This window comes from Centipeda periodontii DSM 2778, from assembly GCF_000213975.1.
Taxonomy (GTDB): Bacteria; Bacillota; Negativicutes; order Selenomonadales; family Selenomonadaceae; genus Centipeda; species Centipeda periodontii.
Window position 1 is genome coordinate 2,420,933 of sequence record NZ_GL892076.1, and the last position, 22,550, is coordinate 2,443,482.

Here is a 22,550-nt window from a genome sequence, read left to right on the forward strand (position 1 = left end):
CATGCGTTAGAAAAATGTCCGCTTCCTCACGCACCACGTCGCGCGTGTTTCAGTCGGTAGACATACGCGAGCACCTCTGCGACCGCCTGATAGAGCTCCTGCGGAACGGAGTCTCCCACCTGCACGGCTGCAAATAGGGTTCGTGCAAGCGGCTTATTCTCGATGATCGGCACGCGTGCCTCGCGCCCGATCTCCTTGATCCGTTGTGCCACGAGATCCTGTCCCTTCGCAATCACCGTCGGGGCAACCATGCCCTGTTCATAGGAGAGAGCCACGGCGTAGTGCGTCGGGTTCGTAATGATGACATCGGCCTTGGGAACTTCCTTCATCATGCGCGCCATCGCCATCTGCCGCTGCTTCTGACGAATCTTGCCCTTGATCTGGGGATCGCCTTCCGTCTGCTTCATCTCATCCTTGACTTCCTGCTTGGTCATCTTGAGATCCTGCGTCGTCTGCCATTTCTGATAGCCGTAATCCATGACCGCCATGATCATGATGACCCCGATGACGATGAATGCCATCCGGAAAATGATCTCTGCGACGAGGGTAAGGCTTGTCGTAAGATCGAAGAACATGAACTGCGGCATTGCAAGAATCTGTTCGTGAATAAAGCGGTAGAGAAAGAAACCGATGACGAGGATCTTGAAAAAGGATTTCGCCAGCTCGACCAGAGAGCGCTTTGAGAAAATGCGCCCGAATCCGTTGATGGGGTTGAGCTTATCCAGATTGAACTCAATGGACTCGGTATTGAAGTTCAGCCCCACTTGGAAAAAGTTGATGACAAGACCGATGATCATGATGAAGATCATGATCGGAAATGCGGTCTTGGCAAGAATCATGACAATGCCAATGAAGATGCGAAGGATGTTTTCCGTATCGACCGTCTGGTTGAGATTCGTAAACACGTACGTCGTATAGGTCGCGATCGAGACATAAATCGAATCCCACAGAAGTTTGAGCCCGAAAAATCCGACAAGCAGGACAAACCCACTATTGAGCTCCTGACTGCGAGCAACCTGTCCCTTCTTGCGCGCATCCGCACGCTTCTTCGACGTCGGTTCCTCTGTCTTTTCCCCTGCGAAACGCTGGAGGTCAAAGACGAATGCGCGCCTATTGGAGGGCGCGTACTGCGAGTGATATATTTCCATACATTTCATTGAACAGCACATCCAAGAATAAGACGTAGAACGGAATGATCATCGACAGAACAGTGATACCGATCATCAGCTGCATGGGAATACCGACGACGAAGATGTTCATCTGCGGCATCGTACGTGCAAGTATGCCGAGTCCCACATTTGTGAGCAGGATGGCAAAGGTAATGGGCATGGCAATCTTCATGCCCGTAAGGAAGATTCCTCCCGTAAAATTGGCGATGATAAGGGCAAACGAGATATTCGGCTCCATCCCCGCAAGCGGAACCACGCGGAAGCTCTCGGTGAGAGCCGCCAAAATCATATGGTGACCATTTGTAACCAGGAGAATGATGACTGCCAAATTATAAAGAAAACTTCCGATGAGCGGTATCTGCTGACCGGAAGTCGGATCCACGACATTGACAATGGCAAACCCCACCTGCATGTCCATGACCTTGCCTGCCATGGTAATGGCCGCGAAGGAGATATATGCCACAAAGCCGATCAGCCAGCCAATGAAGAGTTCACCGATTGCAGTGACAGCAAACATGATGATGGTCTCGGGTGCAGCCACCGCTCCCAATCCGTCGATAACGGGAAAGAGCACGACAGTCATCGCCAGAGCCATGCCCACGCGAAAATATATGGAAATATTCATACTGCCAAAGAAGGGCGATACGACAAAGATGCCGCTGATGCGCGTGAGTGTCAGCAAAAAAACAGCAATATGCCCTTGCAGCAGCTCATACAAATCCATGCACGGCCGCCCCTTTCAGCGCAAATACATCGGCAGATTGATAAACACATTCGACACATACTCGACCATGATGCGCAACATCCACGGTCCAAAGATCAGAATGGCGACAAAGACCGCAATAATCTTTGGAATGAATGCGAGTGTCTGCTCCTGAATCGAGGTCGTCGCCTGAAACACCGCCACCAAAAGGCCCACAATCAGACCAAGTCCCAGCATGGGCGCAGAGACCAGAAGGACGATCATGAGTGCCTCTTGAGCGAGCTGGATGACCAAATCTCCGGACATCGGCTTCGCCCCCCGCTAACGGAAACTCATGATGAGCGACTGGATCAGCAGATGCCACCCATCGACCATAACAAACAGCAAAATTTTGAACGGCAGTGAAATCATGACCGGCGGCAGCATCATCATACCCATCGACATGAGCGTACTTGCGACGATCATATCGATGACAATGAACGGGATGTAGATCATAAAACCAATCTGAAACGCCGTCTTGAGTTCGCTGATGATAAACGCAGGAATGAGTGTAAACGTAGACACATCCTCGGGCCCCTCCGGTCGGGGGGCATCCGAAAGATTGACAAAGAGCGCGAGATCGGATTCCCGTGTCTGGCGGAACATGAACTCACGCATCGGATCGACAATATTCTCAAGCGCCTGTTCCTGCGAAATCTGCCCCGCAAGATAGGGCTGAATCCCATTCTCGTTTGCCTGCCCCCAATAGGGCGCCATAATGTAGAATGACAAAAAGAGCGAGAGTGCAATGACAACCTGATTCGGCGGTACATTCTGCGTCGACAGCGCATTGCGTAAAAATCCGATGACTACAACAATGCGGATAAAGGATGTCGTCATTACGAGAATCGCAGGTGCCAGCGAAATAACCGTCAGAACCGCCAGGATCTGCATGCTGGTCGCCACATCCTGCGGATTCTCCGATGTCCCTACACCGACACTGACGGTAGGAATCAGTGGGGCAGCACTTGCATGTCCCACGCCCAGCAGGAGGAGCGCCGCGCCTCCCAATACAAGCAATTTGCGCCCCAATCCCGTCCCCCCATTTCTCTCTGCCGCCTTCACTTTCGAAAGAGAGGCGGTATTTTTTGAACAAAGTCCGACAGAGAGCCGAACTGTTCCTGAAAGACTCCGCCCGCTACAGGTTCTGCGGCGCGAATCTCCTCCACAGTCTCCGGATCGTCAATCTCCGTGATCAGCCGAATGCTCGCATCCGTGACACCGAGCACAAAGACACGCCCGAAAAGCTCCACAACACAGAGCGAGCGGTTTGGCCCGAGCGGCAGCTGCAAATAGATCTGTCCCCCACGTGCTGCAAGACGCTGCATGGAACTCTTTCCAAACGCACGCGCCACAAAATAGGCGAGGATAATGACAAACGCAAAGACAGCAAAAAGGCTGACCATATAAGCGACCGTCGACCACCATGACACGGCCGACGGGCGCGGGTCAGCCTCCTCGTATCCGGCTAAATATCCGCCGCCCGTCTCACCTGCAGCAGACACATCCCCTGTACAAAGTGCATAGAGAACGCATCCGAGCAGCAAGGACAGAGAAAATATCCGTTCGTTCATCAGCCGACGGCTTTGCGAATGGCCTCCAACACGCGATCCGCTTGGAACGGCTTCACGATGAAGTCGCGCGCACCCGCCTGAATGGCCTCGATAACCATCGCCTGCTGACCCATTGCACTGCACATAACGACCTTTGCCGCAGGATCGACTTTCTTGATCTCCTTGACAGCAGTGATACCATCCATTTCAGGCATCGTAATATCCATCGTCACGAGATCCGGCTTGAGCTCCTGATACTTCTCCAAGGCCTTCATGCCGTTCTCCGCTTCACCGACAATTTCATAACCGTTCTTCGACAGGATGTCCTTTACCATCATTCGCATAAAGGCTGCATCATCAACGATCAGAACGCGAGTTGCCATTTTCTCATCTCTCCTTACTCCGTCAGAACATCCCCATCACAAAGGGTACCAAACGCACACATATTGTATGCGTCCTTTTTAACGTTACTCATTATAACGAAAAGTGCTGTCTGTGACAAGGGTTTTCTACACCAGTCCCCAAAGAACCTATTCCTTCCGCTACTGGAGGCGTGCAGCGCGCTCCAGCGGGCTGACAATCTCCGTGATGCGAACGCCGAAGTTCTCATCGATGACGACAACTTCGCCCTTCGCCAGATACTTGCCGTTGACCATAATGTCCACGGGCTCACCGGCAAGCTTATCCAGTTCTACAATGGATCCCTTTGTCAGATCAAGAATATCTTTGATTGACTTTTTCGTCCGGCCGAGTTCGACATTGACCTGAAGAGGTACGTCGAGAATAAGACCGATATTGGCATCATTCACCTGCACCGGCGTAGAACTGAGCGGGGTGAACTGAGCCGACTGTACCGGCACATTAGATGCTACATGTGGTTGCATAGGCGATGCTCCATATCCATAGTTTGCAGGTGCAGCAGCAGCCGCTGCCGGCGCAGACGCCGGTGCTGCGGCTGGTGCCTGCGGCGCCGGTGCTGCCTGTGCAGCCTCCATTGCCGCCTCCTCATCATCAACATCCGGTTGCTGATTTATCAGTGCGTCGACCATATCCTTCGCGACATCAACCGGCAGGAGCTGCATAATCTCACTGTCAATGAGACCGTCCACCTCCATGCGGAAGGACGCCTGAATAATTGGATCGACCTTGTCCAGCAACTTGGATACAACTTCCTCCGTCCCAAGGTCGACAAGCGTGACCACGGGAGGTGTGATGTCCACTTTTTTATTAAACATGGACGAGAGCGATGTCGCAACACTGCCCATCATCTGATTCATGGACTCGCTGACTGCGCTCATGTGAATTTCATTCAGCTCTAAATCCGGATTTGTGCCGTCATTGCCCATCATCAGATCGGCAATGATAGCAGCATCCTTCGCCTGAATACACAGGACGTTATTGCCCTCAATCCCGACGCTGTACCCGACCTCAACCACAAGAAAAGGAACGGGGTATTTCTCCTTCAGCTTACGCAGGTTCGACACGGAAACGGTCGGTGTGGTGATGGAAACCTTGCGACCGAGGAGGACGGAGAGTGTCGTTGCTGCTCCGCCCATCGAGATATTGCCAATCTCGCCGAGCGCATCGCGCTCCAGATCGGTGATGCCGGCATCATCATCGCCGGGAGACGAGTCGGCTGCAGCATCGTCGGCAAACGGGTCGCTTGCCTCTCCACCACTTAGGAGGGCATCAATCTCCTCCTGTGAGATCATTTCATCACTCATTCGCGTCGTCATCTCCTTCTATAATGCCGGATATTTGAACAGCCATACGCTTCCCGGCAGTACCCGGACGCGCGCGGAATTTTGCATTCGAGCCAACATAGCAGATGAGTTCATCCTGCGTTTGCGTATCGAGCTGAAGCACATCGCCAAAGCCGAGCGTAAGGAACTCATGGATCGTAATATTGACCGTGCCAAGCTCTACCTTAAACGGCACCCGTGTGCGTTCAATCTTGCGCTGGAGCTCGGCCACCTGTTCAGGCGTACTCTCCTTGTCGGCAGAGGCCGCCACCCAGAACGACGTGGTGAGTTTTGACATGACCGGCTCGAGCACCAGATAGGGAATGCAGATGTTTATCATGCCCTCGACATCGCCAATCCTCGTATGAATTGTGACGAGCACGACCATGTCGCTAGGCGGAACAAGCTGTGCAAACTGTGGGTTCGTTTCCATCGTCTCAAAGTTCGGACGGAACTCTATCACGTTGCTCCATGCCTCTTTGAAATACTTGGTGACCGTATCGATGAAGCGACGCATGACCGCCGTTTCAATATCCGTCAGTGCACGCGACTTGACGCCGGGCTTCCCTTCCCCGCCAAAGACGCGATCGATGTAGGCAAACGCCAAATCCGTACCGATCTCCATGACGATATTGCCCTTGAGCGGCGGCAATCCGAGAATGCCAATCACGGACGGATTTCCCATCGACTGGACAAACTCCTGATAGGTCATCTGCTCGACCGACATAACCTCGATATCGACCATTGCCCGCAGGCTTGCCGACAGATAGGTATTTACAAGACGCGAAAAACTCTCATGGAGCATGAAGAGCGTACGGATCTGATCCTTGGAGAATCTATCCGGCCGCTTGAAATCATAGACCTTGACCTTGCGCTCCTCTTCTTCCGCCTTGACTTCCTCGGCGGAAACCGAGCCATCCGAAAGAGCCGAAAGCAGCTTATCTATTTCGGATTGAGACAGTACGTCCTCAGCCAAGACTCTTCCCCCTTCCCTCTATGCAGTGATTCATATTACTTACTGCAGCAGGAAGCTCGTGATGTAAACATCATAAACAGAGCCCTGACCCAGGCGCTCATTGAGCGCATCCTTCAGCTGCTTCTTGAGTGCATCCTGTTTGGATGCATCAAACTCCTCGAGTGGTGCCGCACGCAGGAACTGCATCGTCGTATCGAGGATCTTCGTCTCCGCAACGGAGCCGACCTTGCCGTCGACCACATTCTCGGACTTCCCGGGGTTAAGCTCCAAGACAATGCCTGCCTTGAGGAACTTCCCGGAGCGCCCCCCGCCGACATTGACGAGAACGCCTTCCTTCGGATCGCCAAGTTTGTAGAACACACCGGGATCACGATGTGAGGTGCTACCGCCTCCATCTTCCGAGCGCGACGGTGATTCCGCCTGCGAGAAGATGTAGTACGAGATGCCGCCGGCAGCCGCCACCGCGACAAGAACCGCCACAATCACCACAACGATCATCATCAGCATGGGTGATTTCTGTTTTGGCTGCTCTGCAACCTGTTCTTCCTTTTCCTCCGCCATGAGTTAATTCCCTCCCTAAAAATGACTACGAAGCCATAGCGGCTCCACACCGGGGCACTCCCTTGCCGCGTAGAGGAACACTGTTCCCTCCATTATACCAAAGGAATGGAAATTCGCCAACTAATTTTGATGAAGAGCACGGCGATACTTTATCGTGCGTCGCACAATTTCCTCCATCGGCTCCTCGACGATTAGTTTTTTCCCGTTGGTCAGAGTAACCACGGTATCAGGTGTTTCCTCAATGCTCTCAATGATCTCTGCGTTGAGGACAAACTCACCTTTTTTGTTCGTCTTGGAGTTGAACTTCGTCAGCATGATCATGACAGGCTCCCCCTCCATTCCCTCTCTCATTTTTCGCACACAGAAAGAGCTGCGTACAAATCATTACTTGATATACTTTCGCCGTCATCCTCACTTTTCCTTTTTTTTCGAGGAGTATTTTTTCATCACGTCTTAAATTTTTCTCAAAAAGTTATCCGAGCTGGGATAAAAATGCAAGCGAGCGCAAGGGATGACCGGCGAGATCCTGCACGTGTGCAAGCACGACAGACTCTGCTGCCATAAGGGTCCCACCGCGCAGCTGCAACGGAACAGGATGCGCCCAGTCGACATTTTCGAGGGCAACGAGCAGCTCCCGCACCTGCGCCGGAAAGGGCACAGCCTCCACCGTACGACAGTCCTGACAGAGAGCACCGCCCTCGCGTGCGAGGAAGAACGCATCCTCCTCAATCTCCGTGCCGCAGTGCAGACAGCGTCCGTAACTCTGCTGCAGCCCTGCCGCCGCGAGTGTCTGTAGCACGGCGGCAAGCGCCGTCACACGCGGATTGCGCGTTTCGAACGCCGTCAGGATGGCAGAAAGTCGATCAAAAAACTCCTCATCCACAACGCCTTCGGGCAGGAATTCGCGGATGACCTCTGCCACAAAGGTCGCATAGGCGAGTGCCGAAAGATCCAGCGAAAGTTTTGCATGATGAGCGCGCACCGACGCCGTCTTAACGGTTTCCAGACGCCCGCCCTCGGCAAACTGCAGATCGGCGTGCACGAACATCTGCATGGCGCCCGCCAAGGGGCTTCGCGGTCGCCGACAGCCGAACGCTGCGGCACGCAGCAGCCCGCGCTCACGCGTAAATATCGTCATGACCTTATCCGCCTCACCCCAGCTTCGTGCGCCGAGCACAATGCCCTCCGCTCCGTAGAGTGCCATCTACGTCTCCGCCTCCCCTTCCGTGGAGGGGAACTTTCGAATATTTTTTTGCACGACCTTTTTCTTCACCTCGGCGAGCGGCATCACGGCACCTGCCGTCAGCATATATTGGAGCGCCTCCTCCTTCGGGATATCGATCGTGACCACATCCTCCTCCCTCACAAGGAGCGTCGTCCCCGAGGTCATATTGAGACTCCACGGGATAAAGACACAGACATAGCCCCCACCCATCACCGCTTGAAAGCGCGGCGGCAGATCCGCCATGACAAAGCCGAGGGCACGTGCCCCCTGATAGGGCACATGCACGACGCGCTTGAAGTTGCTGCTTGAGTCAAGCACCGCCTCCGAGAGACGTTTGACGCTTGTGTAGATGAACTTCACGAACGGTATCGTTCCGATCATCGTCTCGCCGAGTGAGATGAGCTTTGCAAGCGCCCAATTTGTCGACGCCCATCCGACGACATAGATGACGAGGAGCAGTGTGACAATGCCCATACCAGGGAAGTAAAACGGCAGATACTGTCCGAGCACGCCCTCGGTGAAGCGCAGGGTCCACTCAATGACGAGCAGAGTGATGATGACGGGCACCAAAACCAGCAGTCCGTTTACAAAGCTGCGCGAGGCATGCTTCATCGTGCGCCGATAGACGCGCTTCAACCGCAGCATGATCTCATGTCCCCCCTTCCTCAGTCATCCTCCTGAAAGCCGAATTCCCGCAGGGCAGTCGCCCGATTGCGCCAGTCCTTGCGCGTCTTGACCCAGAGGTCGAGATAGACCTTTGTCCCGAGCAGTGTCTCCACATCTGCACGGGCACGCTGCCCAATCGTTCGGAGGAGTGCGCCGCGCGCGCCGATGACGATGCCCTTCTGCGATTCGCGCTCCACGTAGATCACGGCGCGGATATAGACATCGCCCTTCGGGCGCGTCGTCATCTCCTCGATATCGACGGCGACCGCGTGCGGGATCTCGTCCCGCGTCAACTCCAACACCTTTTCCCGTACAAGTTCTGCAACGATCAGGCGCTCGGGCTGATCGGTCACCATATCGTCGGGATAGTACTGCGGTCCCTCGGGCAAATATTTTTTGATCTCCGCAAGAAGACCTTCGAGATTTTCCTCCGCGCGTGCCGAGATCGGCACAATCCCCGCAAAGTCGTACACTTTCGCGTAGTTTGCAAGGATGGGCAGCACCTTCTCGCGCGGGATGCAGTCCACCTTGTTGACCGCGAGCAGGACGGGCGCGCGTACATTCGCGAGCTGCTTTAGGATGTACTGCTCGCCCGCCCCCGGCTTCTCCGTCACGTCCACGACAAAGATGACGACATCGACGCCGTGGAGTGCCCCCTCCGTCGCCTTTGCCATATAGTCGCCGAGCTTGTGCTTCGGCTTGTGGACGCCCGGCGTATCGAGGAAGATGATCTGCGCATCCTCCTCGGTCAGGATGCAGAGGATGCGGCTGCGCGTCGTCTGCGGCTTGTCGCTCATGATGGCGATCTTCTGTCCAATGAGCGCGTTGATCAGCGTGGACTTGCCGACATTCGGCCGCCCGATCACGGCGGCGAATCCGGATTTATGCATACTCATCGTGCAATCCCAAGCTCCTCCATAACATGACGCTGCTCCACCTCCATCTCAATCCGTTCCGCCTCCTCCATATGGTCATAGCCGAGAAGGTGCAGCATGCCGTGCACCGTCAGAAAAGAAAGCTCTCGCAGAGGGCTGTGCCCATACTCCTCTGCCTGCGCCTGCACGCGCTCGAGCGAGATGACGAGATCGCCAAGCACCTCGTTCCCCTCAGCGCCGACGATCTCCGGCTCCTCACTCTCCGTGAGAGCAAAGGAGAGCACATCCGTCGGTCGATCGACATGGCGATACTCCCGGTTGAGCACATGAATGTGCGCATCATCCGTCAGCGTCACGCTCACCTCGGCATTCTCCGCACCGTAGAGGCGCCCGACGGTCAAAACGGCACGACGCACCGCCTCCATATCCTCTGCGGACACCGCAAGCTCTTCCGGCTCCTGCCGAATCTCAATCTCCATGCGCATGCCCCCGCTTTTTCTCCCACGCGCCGTACGCCTCGACAATGCGCGTGACGACCTCGTGGCGAATGATATCGACGGGCTCAAGCCGCACAATACCGACGCCCTTGACTCTCTTCAGAATCTGACACGCCTGCTTCAGCCCCGAGACCGTACCGCGCGGCAGATCGACCTGCTCGAGATCGCCCGTCACCACCATACGCGAACCGAAGCCGAGGCGCGTGAGGAACATCTTCATCTGCGCACCCGTCGTATTCTGCGCCTCATCCAGAATGATGAACGCATCCTCAAGCGTGCGTCCGCGAATGTAGGCAAGCGGCGCCACCTCGATGAGCTGGCGGCTCATGAGCTTTTGATAGCCCTCCGCGCCGAGGACATCCTGCAGTGCATCATAGAGCGGCCGCAGGTAGGGATTGATCTTCTCCGTCAGATCGCCGGGGAGAAAGCCGAGATGTTCCCCCGCCTCCACGGCGGGGCGCGTGAGAATGATGCGGCTCACCTCACGGTTTCGGAGTGCCGCCACTGCCATCACGACTGCGAGGTAGGTCTTGCCCGTGCCCGCAGGACCGACACCGAGCGTTACTGCATTCCGGCGAATCTTCGCGAGATAGTCCCGCTGACCGATGGTCTTGGCGCGTACCTCCTTTCCCTTTGCCGTCACGAGCAGCACATCGGCAAAGAGGGCATGCAATTCCTCCACGCGCCCTGCACGCACGAGCTGCGCCCCATAGGTCACCTCATGTGTCGTCAGATTCGCCCCCTGCCGCCGGTAAAAGAGGAGCTCCTGCACGAGGATGCGCACGGCAGCGACATTCTCTTCCGTTCCCGTCACGACGAGTGCATTTCCACGGCTCACCATCGAACAGGAAAGCGCCTCCTGCATCGCCAATAAGAGGCTGTCGCGCTCTCCGAGAATTGCATACGCCTCCTGCTGATCTCGGAACTCGATCGTATCCGTCGTTTCCTGCAAGTACAAACCTCCCGTCATCTGTCCTTAGATAAAGTATTCGATCGTATCATCTGCCGTGCGGCGCGTCCGCTCATCAAAGAGCAGCACCGCCTCGCGGCTCTCCATTGCGCCGAACGCGTAAAGATCCCTCGTTTCACGGTTAAAGCAGTCAAAGGGCACAATGCGGTTATATTCATGCGGATGATCCGCTGTCACCGTAATCCCTGCATGCACGAATTCCGACGCTGCCTCCGCAAGATAGTATGGATCAAAGAGATAGATATGCTCTTTTGACGCGCCCGTGAGCAGCGCATAGTGCTCCACCTCGTAAAAGAGGCGCACAACGGCAACGCCGCCGCGCACGAGCGCATCGTTGATGTAGCTGTGCGCACCGATGTGCACCGCTCGCCCCGCGATATACTGACAGGTAAGCGGAAAGTTCGTCGCACGCGAAAAACCCTCAAGCCAGTTCGCGAGGTACATCATCGCCATACGTGATGTCCCCGCCTTGCACGCCGTTCCATCCATCCCGTAGCAGTCCAGTGTGTAGAGCATAACGCTGCGGATGATCTCGGGCGGCACCTCACTGCGCGGAAAGAGATAGCTCACCGCATTGAGCAGCGCCGTCGGCCCGCAGTCGTACTCCGACATCTGATAGCGCAGGGGTATCTTCATATATGCCCCCATTTCCTCAAGAGATTCGGCGTCAGGATCGCAGTGATAACAAGCACAATCCCGACAATCTGCATGGTGACAAAATGCGTGTCAAAGATGAGCCACGCAAAGATAACGCTCGCCACTGGCTCAATCGTCGCGGTGATCGCCGTTTCCTCAGGACTCAGCCAGCGCAGCCCTACATTGAACGCGAAGAATGCGACCACCGTCCCGAGCCCGATGATGACAAGGAGATCAAGCCATGTCTCCGGTGTAAAAAACGTTCCGACATCCGCGATTGCCCGTGTCACAGGCAGCAGAGAGATCCCACCGATCAGCATGCAGACGGCAAGCAGAAAGAAGCGGTCAAAATGACGCAGAAGACGCAGCGGATAGATCATTGCAAAGACAAAGGCAATCGCCGAAACAATGCTCCATACAATGCACGCTACGGGCACGGAGAGTCGTCCGACGTCCCCGCCCGTCACGAGGAGAAACACCCCTGCCACAGCAACGATGACCGTTCCCGCCTCGACGCCTGTCGGCAGACGGCGATGACGCAGAGCCAGATAGAGGATCATCATCGCAGGACTCGTGTACGTGATGACCGTCGTCGCCGCTGCATCCCCTGCCGCGATTCCCTCGAAGTAGGAATACTGCACGAACATGATGCCGAGCGTACCGAAGATCGCAAGCTGCACGAGAATCCAAGGACTGCGCCGCACGAAACGAACCCCGTGCCTAAGACTTCCCGTCCACCATGCAAGCAGAAAAAACATGGCGCTCGAAAGGAAGAGCCGCACCTGGGTCAGCTCAATCGGAATGTGATCCGACTGCGTGTAGAAATGCTGCGCTGCCGTCCCGCTCGCCGCCCACGCCGTTCCTGCGACGAGGACGAAGAGGACGGCCGAGAGGTGCGACATTTTATGCCTCTCCCTGTTCCCGCTTCACGACCTCGACGATCGCTCCGCAGACCTCCTCAAGCTGTGCCTGATCACTGCCCTCCGCCATCACGCGAATGAGCGGCTCTGTGCCCGAAGGACGCACGAGCACGCGCCCCTCGCTGCCGAGAATGCGCTCTCCCTCCGCAATCGCATCGCGGATCGCTGCGTTCTCCTCCCAGCCCGCCTTCGTCTTGACGCGCACATTGACAAGCAGCTGGGGATAGGTCGTCATCATCGCGTTCAGCTCCGACGCCTTCTTTCCGCTGCGGCGAAGTGCTGCGAGTACCTGCAGTGCCGTAATGAGCCCGTCGCCCGTCGTCGCGTGTTCGGCAAAGATGATGTGGCCCGACTGCTCGCCGCCGATGGCATAGCCGTTTGCGCGCATGGACTCGAGCACATAGCGGTCGCCGACCGCCGTCACCTCAACGCGCCCGCCGAGCGCGGCAATTGCCTTGTGGAAGCCGATGTTCGCCATCACCGTCGTCACCACCGTCTTATGCGGTAGCCGCCCCGCGCGCATCATCTCCGAGGCGCATGCGACGAGGATATGATCGCCGTCGATCAATTCTCCTCTTTCATCCAGACAGAGGCAGCGATCGGCATCCCCGTCATGTGCGATGCCGATGTCCGCGCCGTGTTCGAGTACCGTGCGGCGCAGGGATTCCAGATGTGTCGAGCCGCAGCCGTCATTGATGTTCACGCCGTTCGGCAGAGCGTGGATCACCTTGACCTCGGCGCCGAGACGGCGCAGCACCTTCGGCATCGCCTCGTAGGCGGCGCCGTTTGCACAGTCAAGCACGATCTTCATGCCGTCGAAGCGCTCCGCACATGTGCTCGCCACATAGTCGATATACTGGTTGAGCAGATCGTCGCGGTACTCCACAATCCCGATTGCCTTGCCCGTCGGTCGTGCCGCATCGTCATTCGTCTGCAAGCGGTGTACGAGCGTCTCAAGCTCATCCTCCACCGCATCCGGCAGCTTGTAGCCGTCCCCGCCAAAGAACTTGATCCCGTTGTCGGGAAACGGATTGTGCGAGGCAGAGATCACAATGCCCGCCTTCGCATTGTGCTCACGCGTGAGATAGGCGATCGCAGGCGTCGGCACAACCCCGGCAAGGAGCGCAATGCCGCCCGCCGAACAGATGCCCGACGTCAGCGCCGCCTCGAACATCTCGCCCGAGATGCGCGTATCGCGTCCAATCAGAATGTGCGGACGCACATCGGACTGTGCACCGAAATAGAGCGTCGCCGCGCGCCCGAGATGATATGCGAGCTCCGGTGTCAGCTCCGTATTTGCCTCTCCACGCACGCCATCCGTACCAAAAAGTCTCACCATGAACAGCCCCCTATGATCTATTTTATCTCTATAATCTACTGTATCTTATGCAAAAATGCAAGCGCCGCTTTCAGACCGTCGAGCGCCGCGCTCATGATACCGCCCGCATAACCTGCCCCTTCACCGATCGGATAAAGCCCTGCCGCCGAGACGGACTCCATCGTTGCCGCATCACGCACAATGCGGCAGGGTGCGGATGAGCGTGACTCCACACCCGTCAGAGGCACATCCGCAGCGCCGAACCCCGGCACACGTATCTCCCAGAACGTAAGCGCACGCGCAAGAGAGGCAGAGCACGCTGCGGGCAGCAGTGCACGCAGATCGGCAGGGCGTACGCCGGGCGCATACGTCGGTGTAACCGCAAAGTCCCGCGCCCCCGTCTGTCCCGTGAGGAAATCCCCGACCGACTGCACGGGCGCAAAATAATCTCCGCCACCAAGGCGATAGGCGCGCTCCTCGAGCGCCCGCTGAAAGGCAATGCCGCCGAGCACATCCTTGCCCCAGTCCGCAGGAGTCACCTGCACGAGCAGAGCGCTGTTCGCCACACCGGAATTTCGTCGATAGTTGCTCATGCCATTCGTCACGAGACGCCCCGTCTCGGACGCCGCCGCGACCACCGTGCCGCCGGGACACATACAGAATGAATAGACACCGCGCCCGCCCGTTTCATCGCGATACGTCATCGCATAGTCCGCGACGGGCAGATGCGGACTCCCCGCCGCCGCGCCGTACTGCATGCGGTTGATGAACTCCTGTGCGTGCTCGATGCGCACGCCGACGGCAAACGCCTTTGCCTCCATGACGACGCCCGCCTCATGCAGCATAGCATAGGTATCGCGCGCCGAGTGTCCGATGCCGAGAAAGACTGCCTGCGCAGGAATACGTTCCGCGTTGCCCACGTGCAGTGCCACAACGCGATCCTCATGCAGCTCCACACCCGTCACCTGCGCACCGAAGCGCACCTCACCGCCCAGCGCAACGATTTCTTTGCGCAGATTCTTCACCACGGTCCGCAGAATATCCGTCCCGATGTGCGGCTTCTGCAAATAGCGAATTTCTTCGGGCGCACCCGCCGTGATAAACGCCTCGATGATCTCGCGCATGCGCGGATCATTGCTGCGTGCCGTCAGCTTTCCATCCGAAAAGGTCCCCGCGCCCCCCTCGCCGAACTGGACATTCGACGCAGGATCAAGCGCGCCTGTCTGCCAGAAACGTGCCACATCCGCCGTACGCCGGTCCACATCCTGTCCGCGTTCGAGAACAAGCGGAGAGAGTCCCGCACGCGCAAGCAGCCACGCGGCAAAGATCCCCGCGGGACCAAATCCGACCACGACGGGACGATGCTGAGCCAGTGCCCCCGTCTTAGGGATCATCAAAGGCTCCTCGCTCGGTGCAGGCATAACCTCCTTGTCCCGACGAAAGCGCGAGAGCACCGCATGCTCATTCTCCACATCAGCATCCAACACATAGACCCAAACGAGGGGCGCACCATGCCTGCGCCGTGCATCCAGTGCCTTATGAACAACAATCACCCCGCGCACGGCACAGGGTGATATCTTGAGTCGCTCCGCCGCAATCTCTGCGGGCGACCGCACAGAGTCATAGGGAACGCGCAGATTTTTCACGCGAATCATCGCATTGCTCCAACCTTGATCTCCACGGTCACATTCGGATCTGCCACCGTCACGCCATCGGGCAGCACGAGCTTCACTTGGCGCTTCTGAGTTTCGCGCACATCTGCAAGGGAGAACTCCTCCGTCTCAATGCTCGTGATCTTGCTGACGACATTCTCTGCACCGGCAATCTCGATGCGCATAGGATCTACCGTGATCCCCTCAAGCTTCAGCTGCGGGGAGAGATTGCTCTGCGGCTTCGCCCGCACCTCGACCACCTTGCGCGTAAGCCCCCGTGCGAGTCTGACGGACACCTCCGTGGACGTCGGCACAAGCGTAACGCCGGAAACCTCCCGACCGTCGCTGTTCAACGCAATCAGCGGCACCGTCACAGTAAAGCCATTCGACTGCCCGCTCAGATTGATGTGTCCCACAATGTGCACAATTTGATCCACGAGGCTGCGCGGCCCCTCCACGGTTGCCGTCTCGCTGTCCTGCACAATCCGATCCACCGTAAAACCCGCCGCAGGCGATCCGCCGACGGTCAGCTCTGCCTTAAATGTCTTTTGAACCATGCGGTCGAGATTTGCTGTGATCTTGTCCGGCGAAACGTTCACAAGCTCGAAACCGTATGGAATGGATGCCTCCACAGGGTAGGCGCGTTCCCCCTCCGTAAAGTCGGAAAGATTGATCCGTGCGTGGAAATCACCACGCCCTGCAGCAACAAAAAAGGAGCGTGGACCGCGCACGCGAATTGTCACCGTTTCGCTGTCGGTACTCAGCTGATAGCCGTCCGGCGCGTGCTCAACCGTCACCGGCACGGTATACGAGCCCTCCATGCCGGGGTTTTGATCGTTCATCACATAGAGCCAGAGCACAATCGCCACAGCAAGTGCGAGCAATTTCACAGGCAAATTGTGCTGCACGATCCCCCGAAGCCTCGACATCATTTCTTCCTCCAGCTTCGAACCAACTCGAAAATCGATGAGCCTGAACTATATGCAAAGGCAGGTGTCAGGATATGTGTCAGCTGGTCCTCATCCAGATGACGATGAATCCGCCCATTCTCCGCGATTGAGATTGTCCCCGTTTCCTCACTGACCACCACGACGAGGGCATCGCACTGCTCCGAGAGTCCGATCGCCGCACGATGCCGCGTGCCGAGCTCCGTGGAAAGCGTGCGGTTTTCCGTCAGCGGCAGGAGACAGCCCGCCGCGATCAGGCGCTTACCGCGAATCACTGCCGCACCGTCATGCAGCGGCGTATTCGGAATGAACACATTCATGAGGAAGTCGGAGGTGATAAGACCGTCAATCTGTATGCCCGTCGCACTGATGTCATTGAGCCCCATATTGCGCTCAATGACGAGCAGCGCTCCAATCTTGTTCGCCGAGAGGATCTTCACCGCACTGCGGATCTCTCGAATCGTACTCTGTGCCTCCTCGTCATCCATCAGACTGCCGGAACGGAAAAAACGCCCCTGACCAAGATGCTCAAGCGCACGCCGCAGTTCCGGCTGGAATACAATCGGCAACGCAACAAAGAGCAGCGTCACGGACTTTTGCAGAAGCCACGAGATCACATGCAATTCGAAATAGCTCGCAACCACCGTCACACCGAGGAGCACGAGAATTCCCTTCGCCAGCGTAATGGCGCGCGTGTCCTCAAGCATGAGATAGACGCGGTAGAGAATGAACGCCACAATCAGAATATCGAGAATATCCAGCAGCGTGATTGTTGACAGAATGCCGCGGAACTGCGTCGGCATCGTAAAATCAAGCGGCATAAGAACCCCCAAATGCGAAAACGTTTCCCATCATTTCCCCATACATCCCCAGCGAAAATGCGCAACGGCTGCGCGCTGCGCATAAGCCCCTTATCCTTTATTTTAGAATTTCTCTCTGAATATCGAAAATCCTTGTGACCTGCGGCCTTCTTTCAAAAAAATTTCGCCCTCTTACGAAAGAATTTCAAATCCATCAAAAATCTATTCGTAAAGAGGGCGAAATTATAGGAATCACTGATAAGCAGATTTTTTGTCCTGCCAAGGAGGCAAACCGGACGCAGGATGCTCTGTGGACGATTTGCAGGCGTTGTGCGGGCAAAAAAGATGCGCTAAGATGGCGGTGCTGAACTTATCAGTGGTTCCTATAAATTACATCAACAAATCCTGCGGATCCAGCCTTCGGGAGCCTCGATCGTCCCGAGCTGCATGCCGCGCAGGGTATCATAGAGTTTTTGCAGGACAGGCCCCATATGCTCCATGCCGCTCGGCAGCGCAATCACCTTGTCGCTATGCGTCACGGAACCGACCGGTGAGATCACCGCCGCCGTACCGCAGAGCCCCGCCTCCGCAAAATCGGAAAGCTCATCAAACGCCACAGGGCGCTCCTCCACCCTCATCCCGAGGATGTGTTCGGCGATATGCACAAGAGAACGCCGCGTGATCGAGGGCAGAATGGACGGCGACTTCGGTGTCACAATCGTGCCGTCCTTCGTCACAAACAGGAAATTCGCGCCGCCCGTCTCCTCGATATGTGTGCGTGTCGCCGCGTCGAGGAACATATTCTCATCGAAGCCCGCCGCATGCGCCGCCATATAGGCATGCAGGCTCATCGCGTAGTTCAGCCCCGCCTTGATGTGCCCTGTCCCGTGCGGCGCCGCACGGTCAAAACTGCTCACACAGAGTCGCACGGGCTTCGCGCCGCCCTTAAAATAAGGTCCGACCGGCGTTGCAAAGAGCCGGAACTGATACGCATCCGCCGGTTTTACCCCGATCACCTCACCTGTCGCGAAAATCAGAGGACGCAGGTAAAGCGACGCATCCGATCCGTACGGCGGCACATAGTCGCGATTCGCCGTGACCACCGCGTCCACAGCCGCAAGGAAACGTTCCCTCGGGAACGATGGCATCTCAAGATACGCAGCCGAGTGATACATGCGCTCCGCGTTGAGATCAGGACGGAACGTCACAATATGTCCATCCACCGTTTCATACGCCTTCAGTCCTTCAAAGACCTCCTGACAGTAGTGCAGAATCCCGGCGCACTCACTGATCGTAACCGTTGCATCGGACGAAAGTCCACCCTCATCCCACGCTCCATTCGCATAGTTCGCCACATAGCGCTGCGGCAGGGAACGATATGCAAACCCCAAATTTCCCCAGTCAATATCCGCCTTTGCCATAATATGCGCCTCTTTCAAATAAAATTTCCCCTATCATAGTACCACAGAGGCGTCTTGTCAACTAAGTTCCTTCAGCGCCTGCGGCAGGAGTTCCAAAATATCGCCGGCAACGAGTCCGTTGCCGCAGTGCTCATACCCGATATCGCCCGCGCGCCCATGCACATAGACCCCGACAATCGGCGTCATGCCGCTTTCCATCTGCCGCATCAGCCCCACAATCGCACCCGCAAGCACATCTCCCGCGCCCGCCGTCGCCATGCCCGCATTGCCGCATGTCGTAAAGAATGCATCCCCGTCGGGATAAACGACAATCGTGCATGCGCTCTTCACGACAAAAACCGCTTGATGCGCACTCGCCGCCGTGCGTGCCGTACCGAGGAGATCGTTCTCCGCCTCCTCCACAGACTTGCCGAGAAGTCCTGCAAACTCGCCGAGATGCGGCGTCAGGATCGGTACCTGCGGCAGCTCGCACAGCGCATCGAGATGTCCGCGAAACGCGTAGATCGCATCTGCATCCATCACGAGCGGCGCCTTCACATCCGCCGCAAAAAGGCGCACAAACTCGCTCGTCTCTGCCGCGCGTCCAATGCCGGGACCGATCAGCACCGCATCCGCATTCCCCGCATGTGCGAGCGCCGCCTCAAGCGCCTTGCCCCCGCCAAAACATCCCGTCCCCTCATCCGGAATGGGGACAACCATCACCTCGGTCAGCTTTGCCGCAAGTACGGGATAAAGGCGTTCGGGCACAGCAAGCGTCACAAGACCTGCCCCGACGCGCAGCGCAGCCTCCGCCGCGAGTGCCGCCGCTCCCGTCATACCGAGTGAACCCGCGAGCACGAGGATGCGTCCGCACGTCCCCTTGTGCACGTCGCGCGCACGCGCAGGCAGGAGCTTTGCCGCTGCCGCACGCGTGATGAGCGACTGGCGCAGCGTCTCCCCCGCGAGCAACATATGCGGGATCCCGATATCGTCGACGAGCAGCTGCCCCGTCGCATTCGCTCCTTGCCCAAGGAGATGCCCGACCTTTGGCAGGCCAAGTGCGAGCGTTCGATCCGCACACACGGCAGCTGAGGCAATGCGTCCGGTATCTGCCTCCACCCCACTCGGAATATCGATTGCCAACACGGGTTTACCCGCAGTATTGATCTCCTCCACAAGGCGCAGGATATTTTTTCTGAGCTCTCCATGTGCACCTGTGCCAAGGATGCCGTCCACAACAGCATCCGCGAAGCGAAGTGAAACGCGCAGACGATCCCAGTCACGATCGCTCACGAGGGGACGTATTTCCACGCCCATCGCCCGCAGCGCATCGTGCATGGCACGCGCTGCCTCACCAAGACGTTCTTCCGCACCCGTGAAGAAGAGCTTTACCCGTGCCCCCATATTCATCAGATGACGCGCCGCAGCAAAGGCATCCCCGCCGTTGTTGCCGCCGCCCGCAAAGACAGCGAAGACCTTGTCCGCCGCACCGCCGATCATCGTGGCAGCCTCCTCCGCCGTCCGTCGTCCGGCATTCTCCATCAGAGCAATGGCCGGCAGACCGTAGTCTTTCATCACGCACGCATCAATTCGGCGCATATCCTCTGCAAACGACACATTCATCGCTGACCCTCCAAAACACAATATGCTGTCGCGTAGTCGCGCTCATGACTGAGTGTAATCCACACGCGCTCCACGCCCATCTCCTGCGCGTGCGCGGCAAAGTATCCATCCAAATGAACGATAGGTGCACCGAGATCATCCGGCAGGATTTCGATATCCGTCATCTTTCCGCAGCGCAACCCTGTCCCAAACGCCTTGAGCACCGCCTCCTTGCCCGCAAATCGCGCGGCAAGACTCGCGGTTATGGTTTTGCCTCGGCTCTCGGCGTATGCACGTTCCCGCGCGGTATAAACGCGTTCAAGGAACCGCTCGTTTGCGATCGCACGCGCCACACGCGGAATATGGATGATGTCACTGCCGATCCCCAGAATCATAATGCCTCTCCTGCCGATGACAGAAAAAAGAGCCATTGCTCCCGCAATAGCCCCTTTCAATTTCTCTCTTACGATTACCGCTGCAGCGGTGCCGGAACAACGCCCTGCGAATTTGGTGTCGGATGTGGAGATGCCCCCATGGGCTCCGTTCCTCTCGTCTGTGATGTCGCATTTGCCGATGACGACATCGCATTGGACGGCGCACTCGTACTCGTCGTCACCTGCCCGTCGGAGGCACTGATCGAGTCCTCCTGACTGAACCGCATACTGCGTGCGATGAACACCTCGACGCGACGATTCTGTGCACGCCCTTCCTCAGTATTGTTGTCCGCAATCGGACGATACTCGCTGTAGCCGAGCGCACTGAAGCGCGCCGGATTCAGTGAGGGCTGTGAGCCCATCAGCCCACGCATGAGACTCACCGCACGCGCAGAACTCAGCTCCCAGTTCGAGGGGAACTGCGCCGTCGAAATCGGCACATTATCCGTATGTCCGGAGATCGTCACACGCTCCGGCAGTGAGGAGAGGAGCGCCGCAATCACAGGAACGATCTGCTCTGCCTGCCCCTGCAGTGCTGCAGAACCGGAAGCAAAGAGCGCCTTTTCCTTCAGGCGGATCATCAGCCCCTCCTCGGAGAGCTCTGTGCTCACCTGATCCTGCAGGTTGTTCTCTTTGATATACTGCTCGAGTTTCTCTTGTGCCTCACGGAGATTTTCATTCTCCTGCATATAGGCACTGTTATTGGAACTCTCCGCCCCCGTACTCGGTGTCGTAGGCATCGCCGTAGACGGTCCCATCCCCGAGAAGAAGGAGGGACCGCCCATGTTGAACGCCGCCGAAAATGCCTGCGCGAGCGCCTGCATCTTCGAGGCATCCGTCTGCGACATCGCAAAGAGCGCGATAAAGAGTGAAAGGAGCAGTGTCATCAGATCGGAATAGGGCAGCAGCCAGGCCTCGCTCGCTTCCTCCTCATGCGGCTTCGCATGTTTCCTTCTCGCCATATCAGCCCTCTCCCTTCAGCGAATCACGCTCCGTCTGCGGAATAAAGACCATAAGCTTCGCTTCGATTGCCGTCGGAGAATCACCTGCCTGCAGGGACAGAATCCCCTCGATGATCATGCGCTTCTGGCTGACCTCGTGCTCCGATATAATCTTGAGCTTGTTCGCGATCGGCAGCCAGAGAACGTATCCCGTAAAGATACCCAGAATCGTTGCAACGAATGCGGCAGCGACGGAGTGACCCAGCTTGTCAATATCGTTCAGATTTCCAAGAGCTGCGATCAGACCGACAACGGCACCCAAAACGCCCAACGTCGGCGCATACGTGCCCGCCTGCGTGAACATCGAACGTCCCTCGGCGTGACGCTCCTGCATGATCGCGAGCTCGGCATCCAGAACATCACTGACAAAATCAGGATCCATACCGTCGATGACCATGCCAAGACCCGTGCGGAAGAACGGATCCTGAATCTCCTGTGCCTTGCTCTCAAGCGCGAGGATACCCTCACGACGTGCAATCTGCGACAACTCGATGAACTGCTGCACGAGCCGCCCTTTCTCCTGCATCCGCGGAACCTGACAAGTCTTCTTGATCAGGTTGAAAAAATTTCCCAGCTGCTCCATGTGAAACCCAATGAACAGACACGAGAACGTTCCGCCAATGATGATGAGGAACGCAGCCGGATTATTGAGCGCCGTCAGCGGCGCCCCTTTCAGGATCATGCCAACAAAGACCGAGATAAGCCCCATGAAAATCCCGATGACCGTTGATTTTTCCAAAGCAAAAGCCCCCATTCCATTTCTCTCGACCGGCAGACGCATAAATATCTGATCCATCAGATACACGTCCACATCCTATAGTATTCCATAAATCGTAAAAAAATCCTACCTGTTTTTTAAAAAAA

26 protein-coding genes are annotated in these 22,550 nt (G+C 56.8%); all 26 read right to left on the bottom strand.

The features are described 5' to 3' along the window. Positions 1-26: 26 nt before the first annotated feature. The 26 genes from flhB to motA all read right to left on the bottom strand — a co-directional run bounded on the left by flhB (position 27) and on the right by motA (position 22,440). Positions 27-1,148, bottom strand: a complete 1,122-nt coding sequence (flhB, locus tag HMPREF9081_RS11080; protein ID WP_006307426.1) for a flagellar biosynthesis protein FlhB — start codon at positions 1,146-1,148, stop codon at positions 27-29. Continuing rightward, positions 1,111-1,893 carry a flagellar biosynthetic protein FliR gene (gene fliR, locus HMPREF9081_RS11085; protein WP_006307427.1) on the bottom strand — a complete coding sequence of 261 codons (783 nt, stop codon included), beginning with the start codon at positions 1,891-1,893 and terminating at the stop codon, positions 1,111-1,113. Before fliR ends, flhB begins: the two co-directional genes overlap by 38 nt. A 15-nt stretch (positions 1,894-1,908) precedes the next feature. After that, the gene (gene fliQ, locus HMPREF9081_RS11090; protein WP_006307428.1) at positions 1,909-2,178 is read right to left on the bottom strand and encodes a flagellar biosynthesis protein FliQ; all 270 of its coding nucleotides are present in this window, start codon (positions 2,176-2,178) and stop codon (positions 1,909-1,911) included. A 15-nt stretch (positions 2,179-2,193) separates the two neighbouring features. Further along, on the bottom strand, positions 2,194-2,943 hold the full coding sequence (fliP, locus tag HMPREF9081_RS11095) for a flagellar type III secretion system pore protein FliP (protein WP_040395138.1): 750 nt from the start codon (positions 2,941-2,943) through the stop codon (positions 2,194-2,196). 29 nt (positions 2,944-2,972) lie between these two features. Continuing rightward, positions 2,973-3,485: a FliO/MopB family protein gene (locus HMPREF9081_RS11100; RefSeq protein ID WP_006307430.1), complete on the bottom strand. Its 513-nt coding sequence runs from the start codon at positions 3,483-3,485 to the stop codon at positions 2,973-2,975. Further along, complete coding sequence (locus HMPREF9081_RS11105; RefSeq protein WP_006307432.1) at positions 3,485-3,847, bottom strand: response regulator; 363 nt, start codon at positions 3,845-3,847, stop codon at positions 3,485-3,487. The genes HMPREF9081_RS11100 and HMPREF9081_RS11105 overlap by 1 nt, the downstream gene beginning before the upstream one ends. 159 nt (positions 3,848-4,006) lie before the next feature. Beyond that, entirely contained in the window at positions 4,007-5,188 is a 1,182-nt protein-coding gene (gene fliY, locus HMPREF9081_RS11110) for a flagellar motor switch phosphatase FliY (protein ID WP_006307433.1), read from the bottom strand. Next, complete coding sequence (gene fliM / locus HMPREF9081_RS11115; RefSeq protein ID WP_006307437.1) at positions 5,181-6,182, bottom strand: flagellar motor switch protein FliM; 1,002 nt, start codon at positions 6,180-6,182, stop codon at positions 5,181-5,183. The genes fliY and fliM overlap by 8 nt, the downstream gene beginning before the upstream one ends. 39 nt (positions 6,183-6,221) lie before the next feature. After that, positions 6,222-6,743, bottom strand: a complete 522-nt coding sequence (locus HMPREF9081_RS11120; RefSeq protein ID WP_006307438.1) for a flagellar basal body-associated FliL family protein — start codon at positions 6,741-6,743, stop codon at positions 6,222-6,224. Positions 6,744-6,863: 120 nt separating this feature from the next. After that, on the bottom strand, positions 6,864-7,064 hold the full coding sequence (locus tag HMPREF9081_RS11125) for a flagellar FlbD family protein (protein WP_009438920.1): 201 nt from the start codon (positions 7,062-7,064) through the stop codon (positions 6,864-6,866). A gap of 151 nt (positions 7,065-7,215) precedes the next feature. Next, positions 7,216-7,947: a DNA repair protein RecO gene (gene recO, locus HMPREF9081_RS11130; protein WP_006307447.1), complete on the bottom strand. Its 732-nt coding sequence runs from the start codon at positions 7,945-7,947 to the stop codon at positions 7,216-7,218. Continuing rightward, on the bottom strand, positions 7,948-8,613 hold the full coding sequence (locus HMPREF9081_RS11135) for a DUF502 domain-containing protein (protein ID WP_006307448.1): 666 nt from the start codon (positions 8,611-8,613) through the stop codon (positions 7,948-7,950). Positions 8,614-8,633: 20 nt separating this feature from the next. Then, on the bottom strand, positions 8,634-9,530 hold the full coding sequence (era, locus tag HMPREF9081_RS11140; RefSeq protein ID WP_006307449.1) for a GTPase Era: 897 nt from the start codon (positions 9,528-9,530) through the stop codon (positions 8,634-8,636). Continuing rightward, positions 9,527-9,988: an rRNA maturation RNase YbeY gene (gene ybeY, locus HMPREF9081_RS11145; protein ID WP_040395636.1), complete on the bottom strand. Its 462-nt coding sequence runs from the start codon at positions 9,986-9,988 to the stop codon at positions 9,527-9,529. Before ybeY ends, era begins: the two co-directional genes overlap by 4 nt. Then, positions 9,978-10,958: a PhoH family protein gene (locus tag HMPREF9081_RS11150; RefSeq protein WP_040395145.1), complete on the bottom strand. Its 981-nt coding sequence runs from the start codon at positions 10,956-10,958 to the stop codon at positions 9,978-9,980. The genes ybeY and HMPREF9081_RS11150 overlap by 11 nt, the downstream gene beginning before the upstream one ends. Positions 10,959-10,982: 24 nt before the next feature. Next, complete coding sequence (locus tag HMPREF9081_RS11155) at positions 10,983-11,612, bottom strand: hypothetical protein (RefSeq protein ID WP_006307454.1); 630 nt, start codon at positions 11,610-11,612, stop codon at positions 10,983-10,985. After that, a complete protein-coding gene (locus HMPREF9081_RS11160; RefSeq protein WP_006307456.1) occupies positions 11,609-12,514 on the bottom strand; it encodes a DMT family transporter in 906 nt (301 codons plus the stop codon). The genes HMPREF9081_RS11155 and HMPREF9081_RS11160 overlap by 4 nt, the downstream gene beginning before the upstream one ends. Position 12,515: 1 nt before the next feature. Continuing rightward, positions 12,516-13,871, bottom strand: a complete 1,356-nt coding sequence (gene glmM / locus HMPREF9081_RS11165; RefSeq protein ID WP_006307458.1) for a phosphoglucosamine mutase — start codon at positions 13,869-13,871, stop codon at positions 12,516-12,518. Positions 13,872-13,906: 35 nt separating this feature from the next. Continuing rightward, positions 13,907-15,505 carry an NAD(P)/FAD-dependent oxidoreductase gene (locus tag HMPREF9081_RS11170; protein ID WP_006307459.1) on the bottom strand — a complete coding sequence of 533 codons (1,599 nt, stop codon included), beginning with the start codon at positions 15,503-15,505 and terminating at the stop codon, positions 13,907-13,909. After that, on the bottom strand, positions 15,502-16,434 hold the full coding sequence (locus HMPREF9081_RS11175; protein ID WP_006307460.1) for a CdaR family protein: 933 nt from the start codon (positions 16,432-16,434) through the stop codon (positions 15,502-15,504). Before HMPREF9081_RS11175 ends, HMPREF9081_RS11170 begins: the two co-directional genes overlap by 4 nt. Further along, positions 16,431-17,270 (bottom strand): diadenylate cyclase CdaA, encoded by an 840-nt coding sequence (cdaA, locus tag HMPREF9081_RS11180; RefSeq protein WP_040395148.1) that lies wholly within the window; start codon positions 17,268-17,270, stop codon positions 16,431-16,433. Before cdaA ends, HMPREF9081_RS11175 begins: the two co-directional genes overlap by 4 nt. Positions 17,271-17,644: 374 nt before the next feature. Continuing rightward, complete coding sequence (locus tag HMPREF9081_RS11185) at positions 17,645-18,670, bottom strand: branched-chain amino acid aminotransferase (protein ID WP_040395149.1); 1,026 nt, start codon at positions 18,668-18,670, stop codon at positions 17,645-17,647. Positions 18,671-18,727: 57 nt separating this feature from the next. After that, positions 18,728-20,272, bottom strand: coding sequence for a bifunctional ADP-dependent NAD(P)H-hydrate dehydratase/NAD(P)H-hydrate epimerase (locus HMPREF9081_RS11190; protein WP_006307464.1), 1,545 nt, complete (start codon positions 20,270-20,272; stop codon positions 18,728-18,730). Continuing rightward, a complete protein-coding gene (acpS, locus tag HMPREF9081_RS11195; protein WP_040395150.1) occupies positions 20,269-20,646 on the bottom strand; it encodes a holo-ACP synthase in 378 nt (125 codons plus the stop codon). The genes HMPREF9081_RS11190 and acpS overlap by 4 nt, the downstream gene beginning before the upstream one ends. A gap of 74 nt (positions 20,647-20,720) precedes the next feature. Beyond that, a complete protein-coding gene (locus tag HMPREF9081_RS11200; RefSeq protein ID WP_006307466.1) occupies positions 20,721-21,647 on the bottom strand; it encodes a flagellar motor protein MotB in 927 nt (308 codons plus the stop codon). Position 21,648: 1 nt separating this feature from the next. After that, positions 21,649-22,440, bottom strand: coding sequence for a flagellar motor stator protein MotA (gene motA, locus HMPREF9081_RS11205; protein WP_040395643.1), 792 nt, complete (start codon positions 22,438-22,440; stop codon positions 21,649-21,651). Positions 22,441-22,550 lie beyond the last annotated feature (110 nt).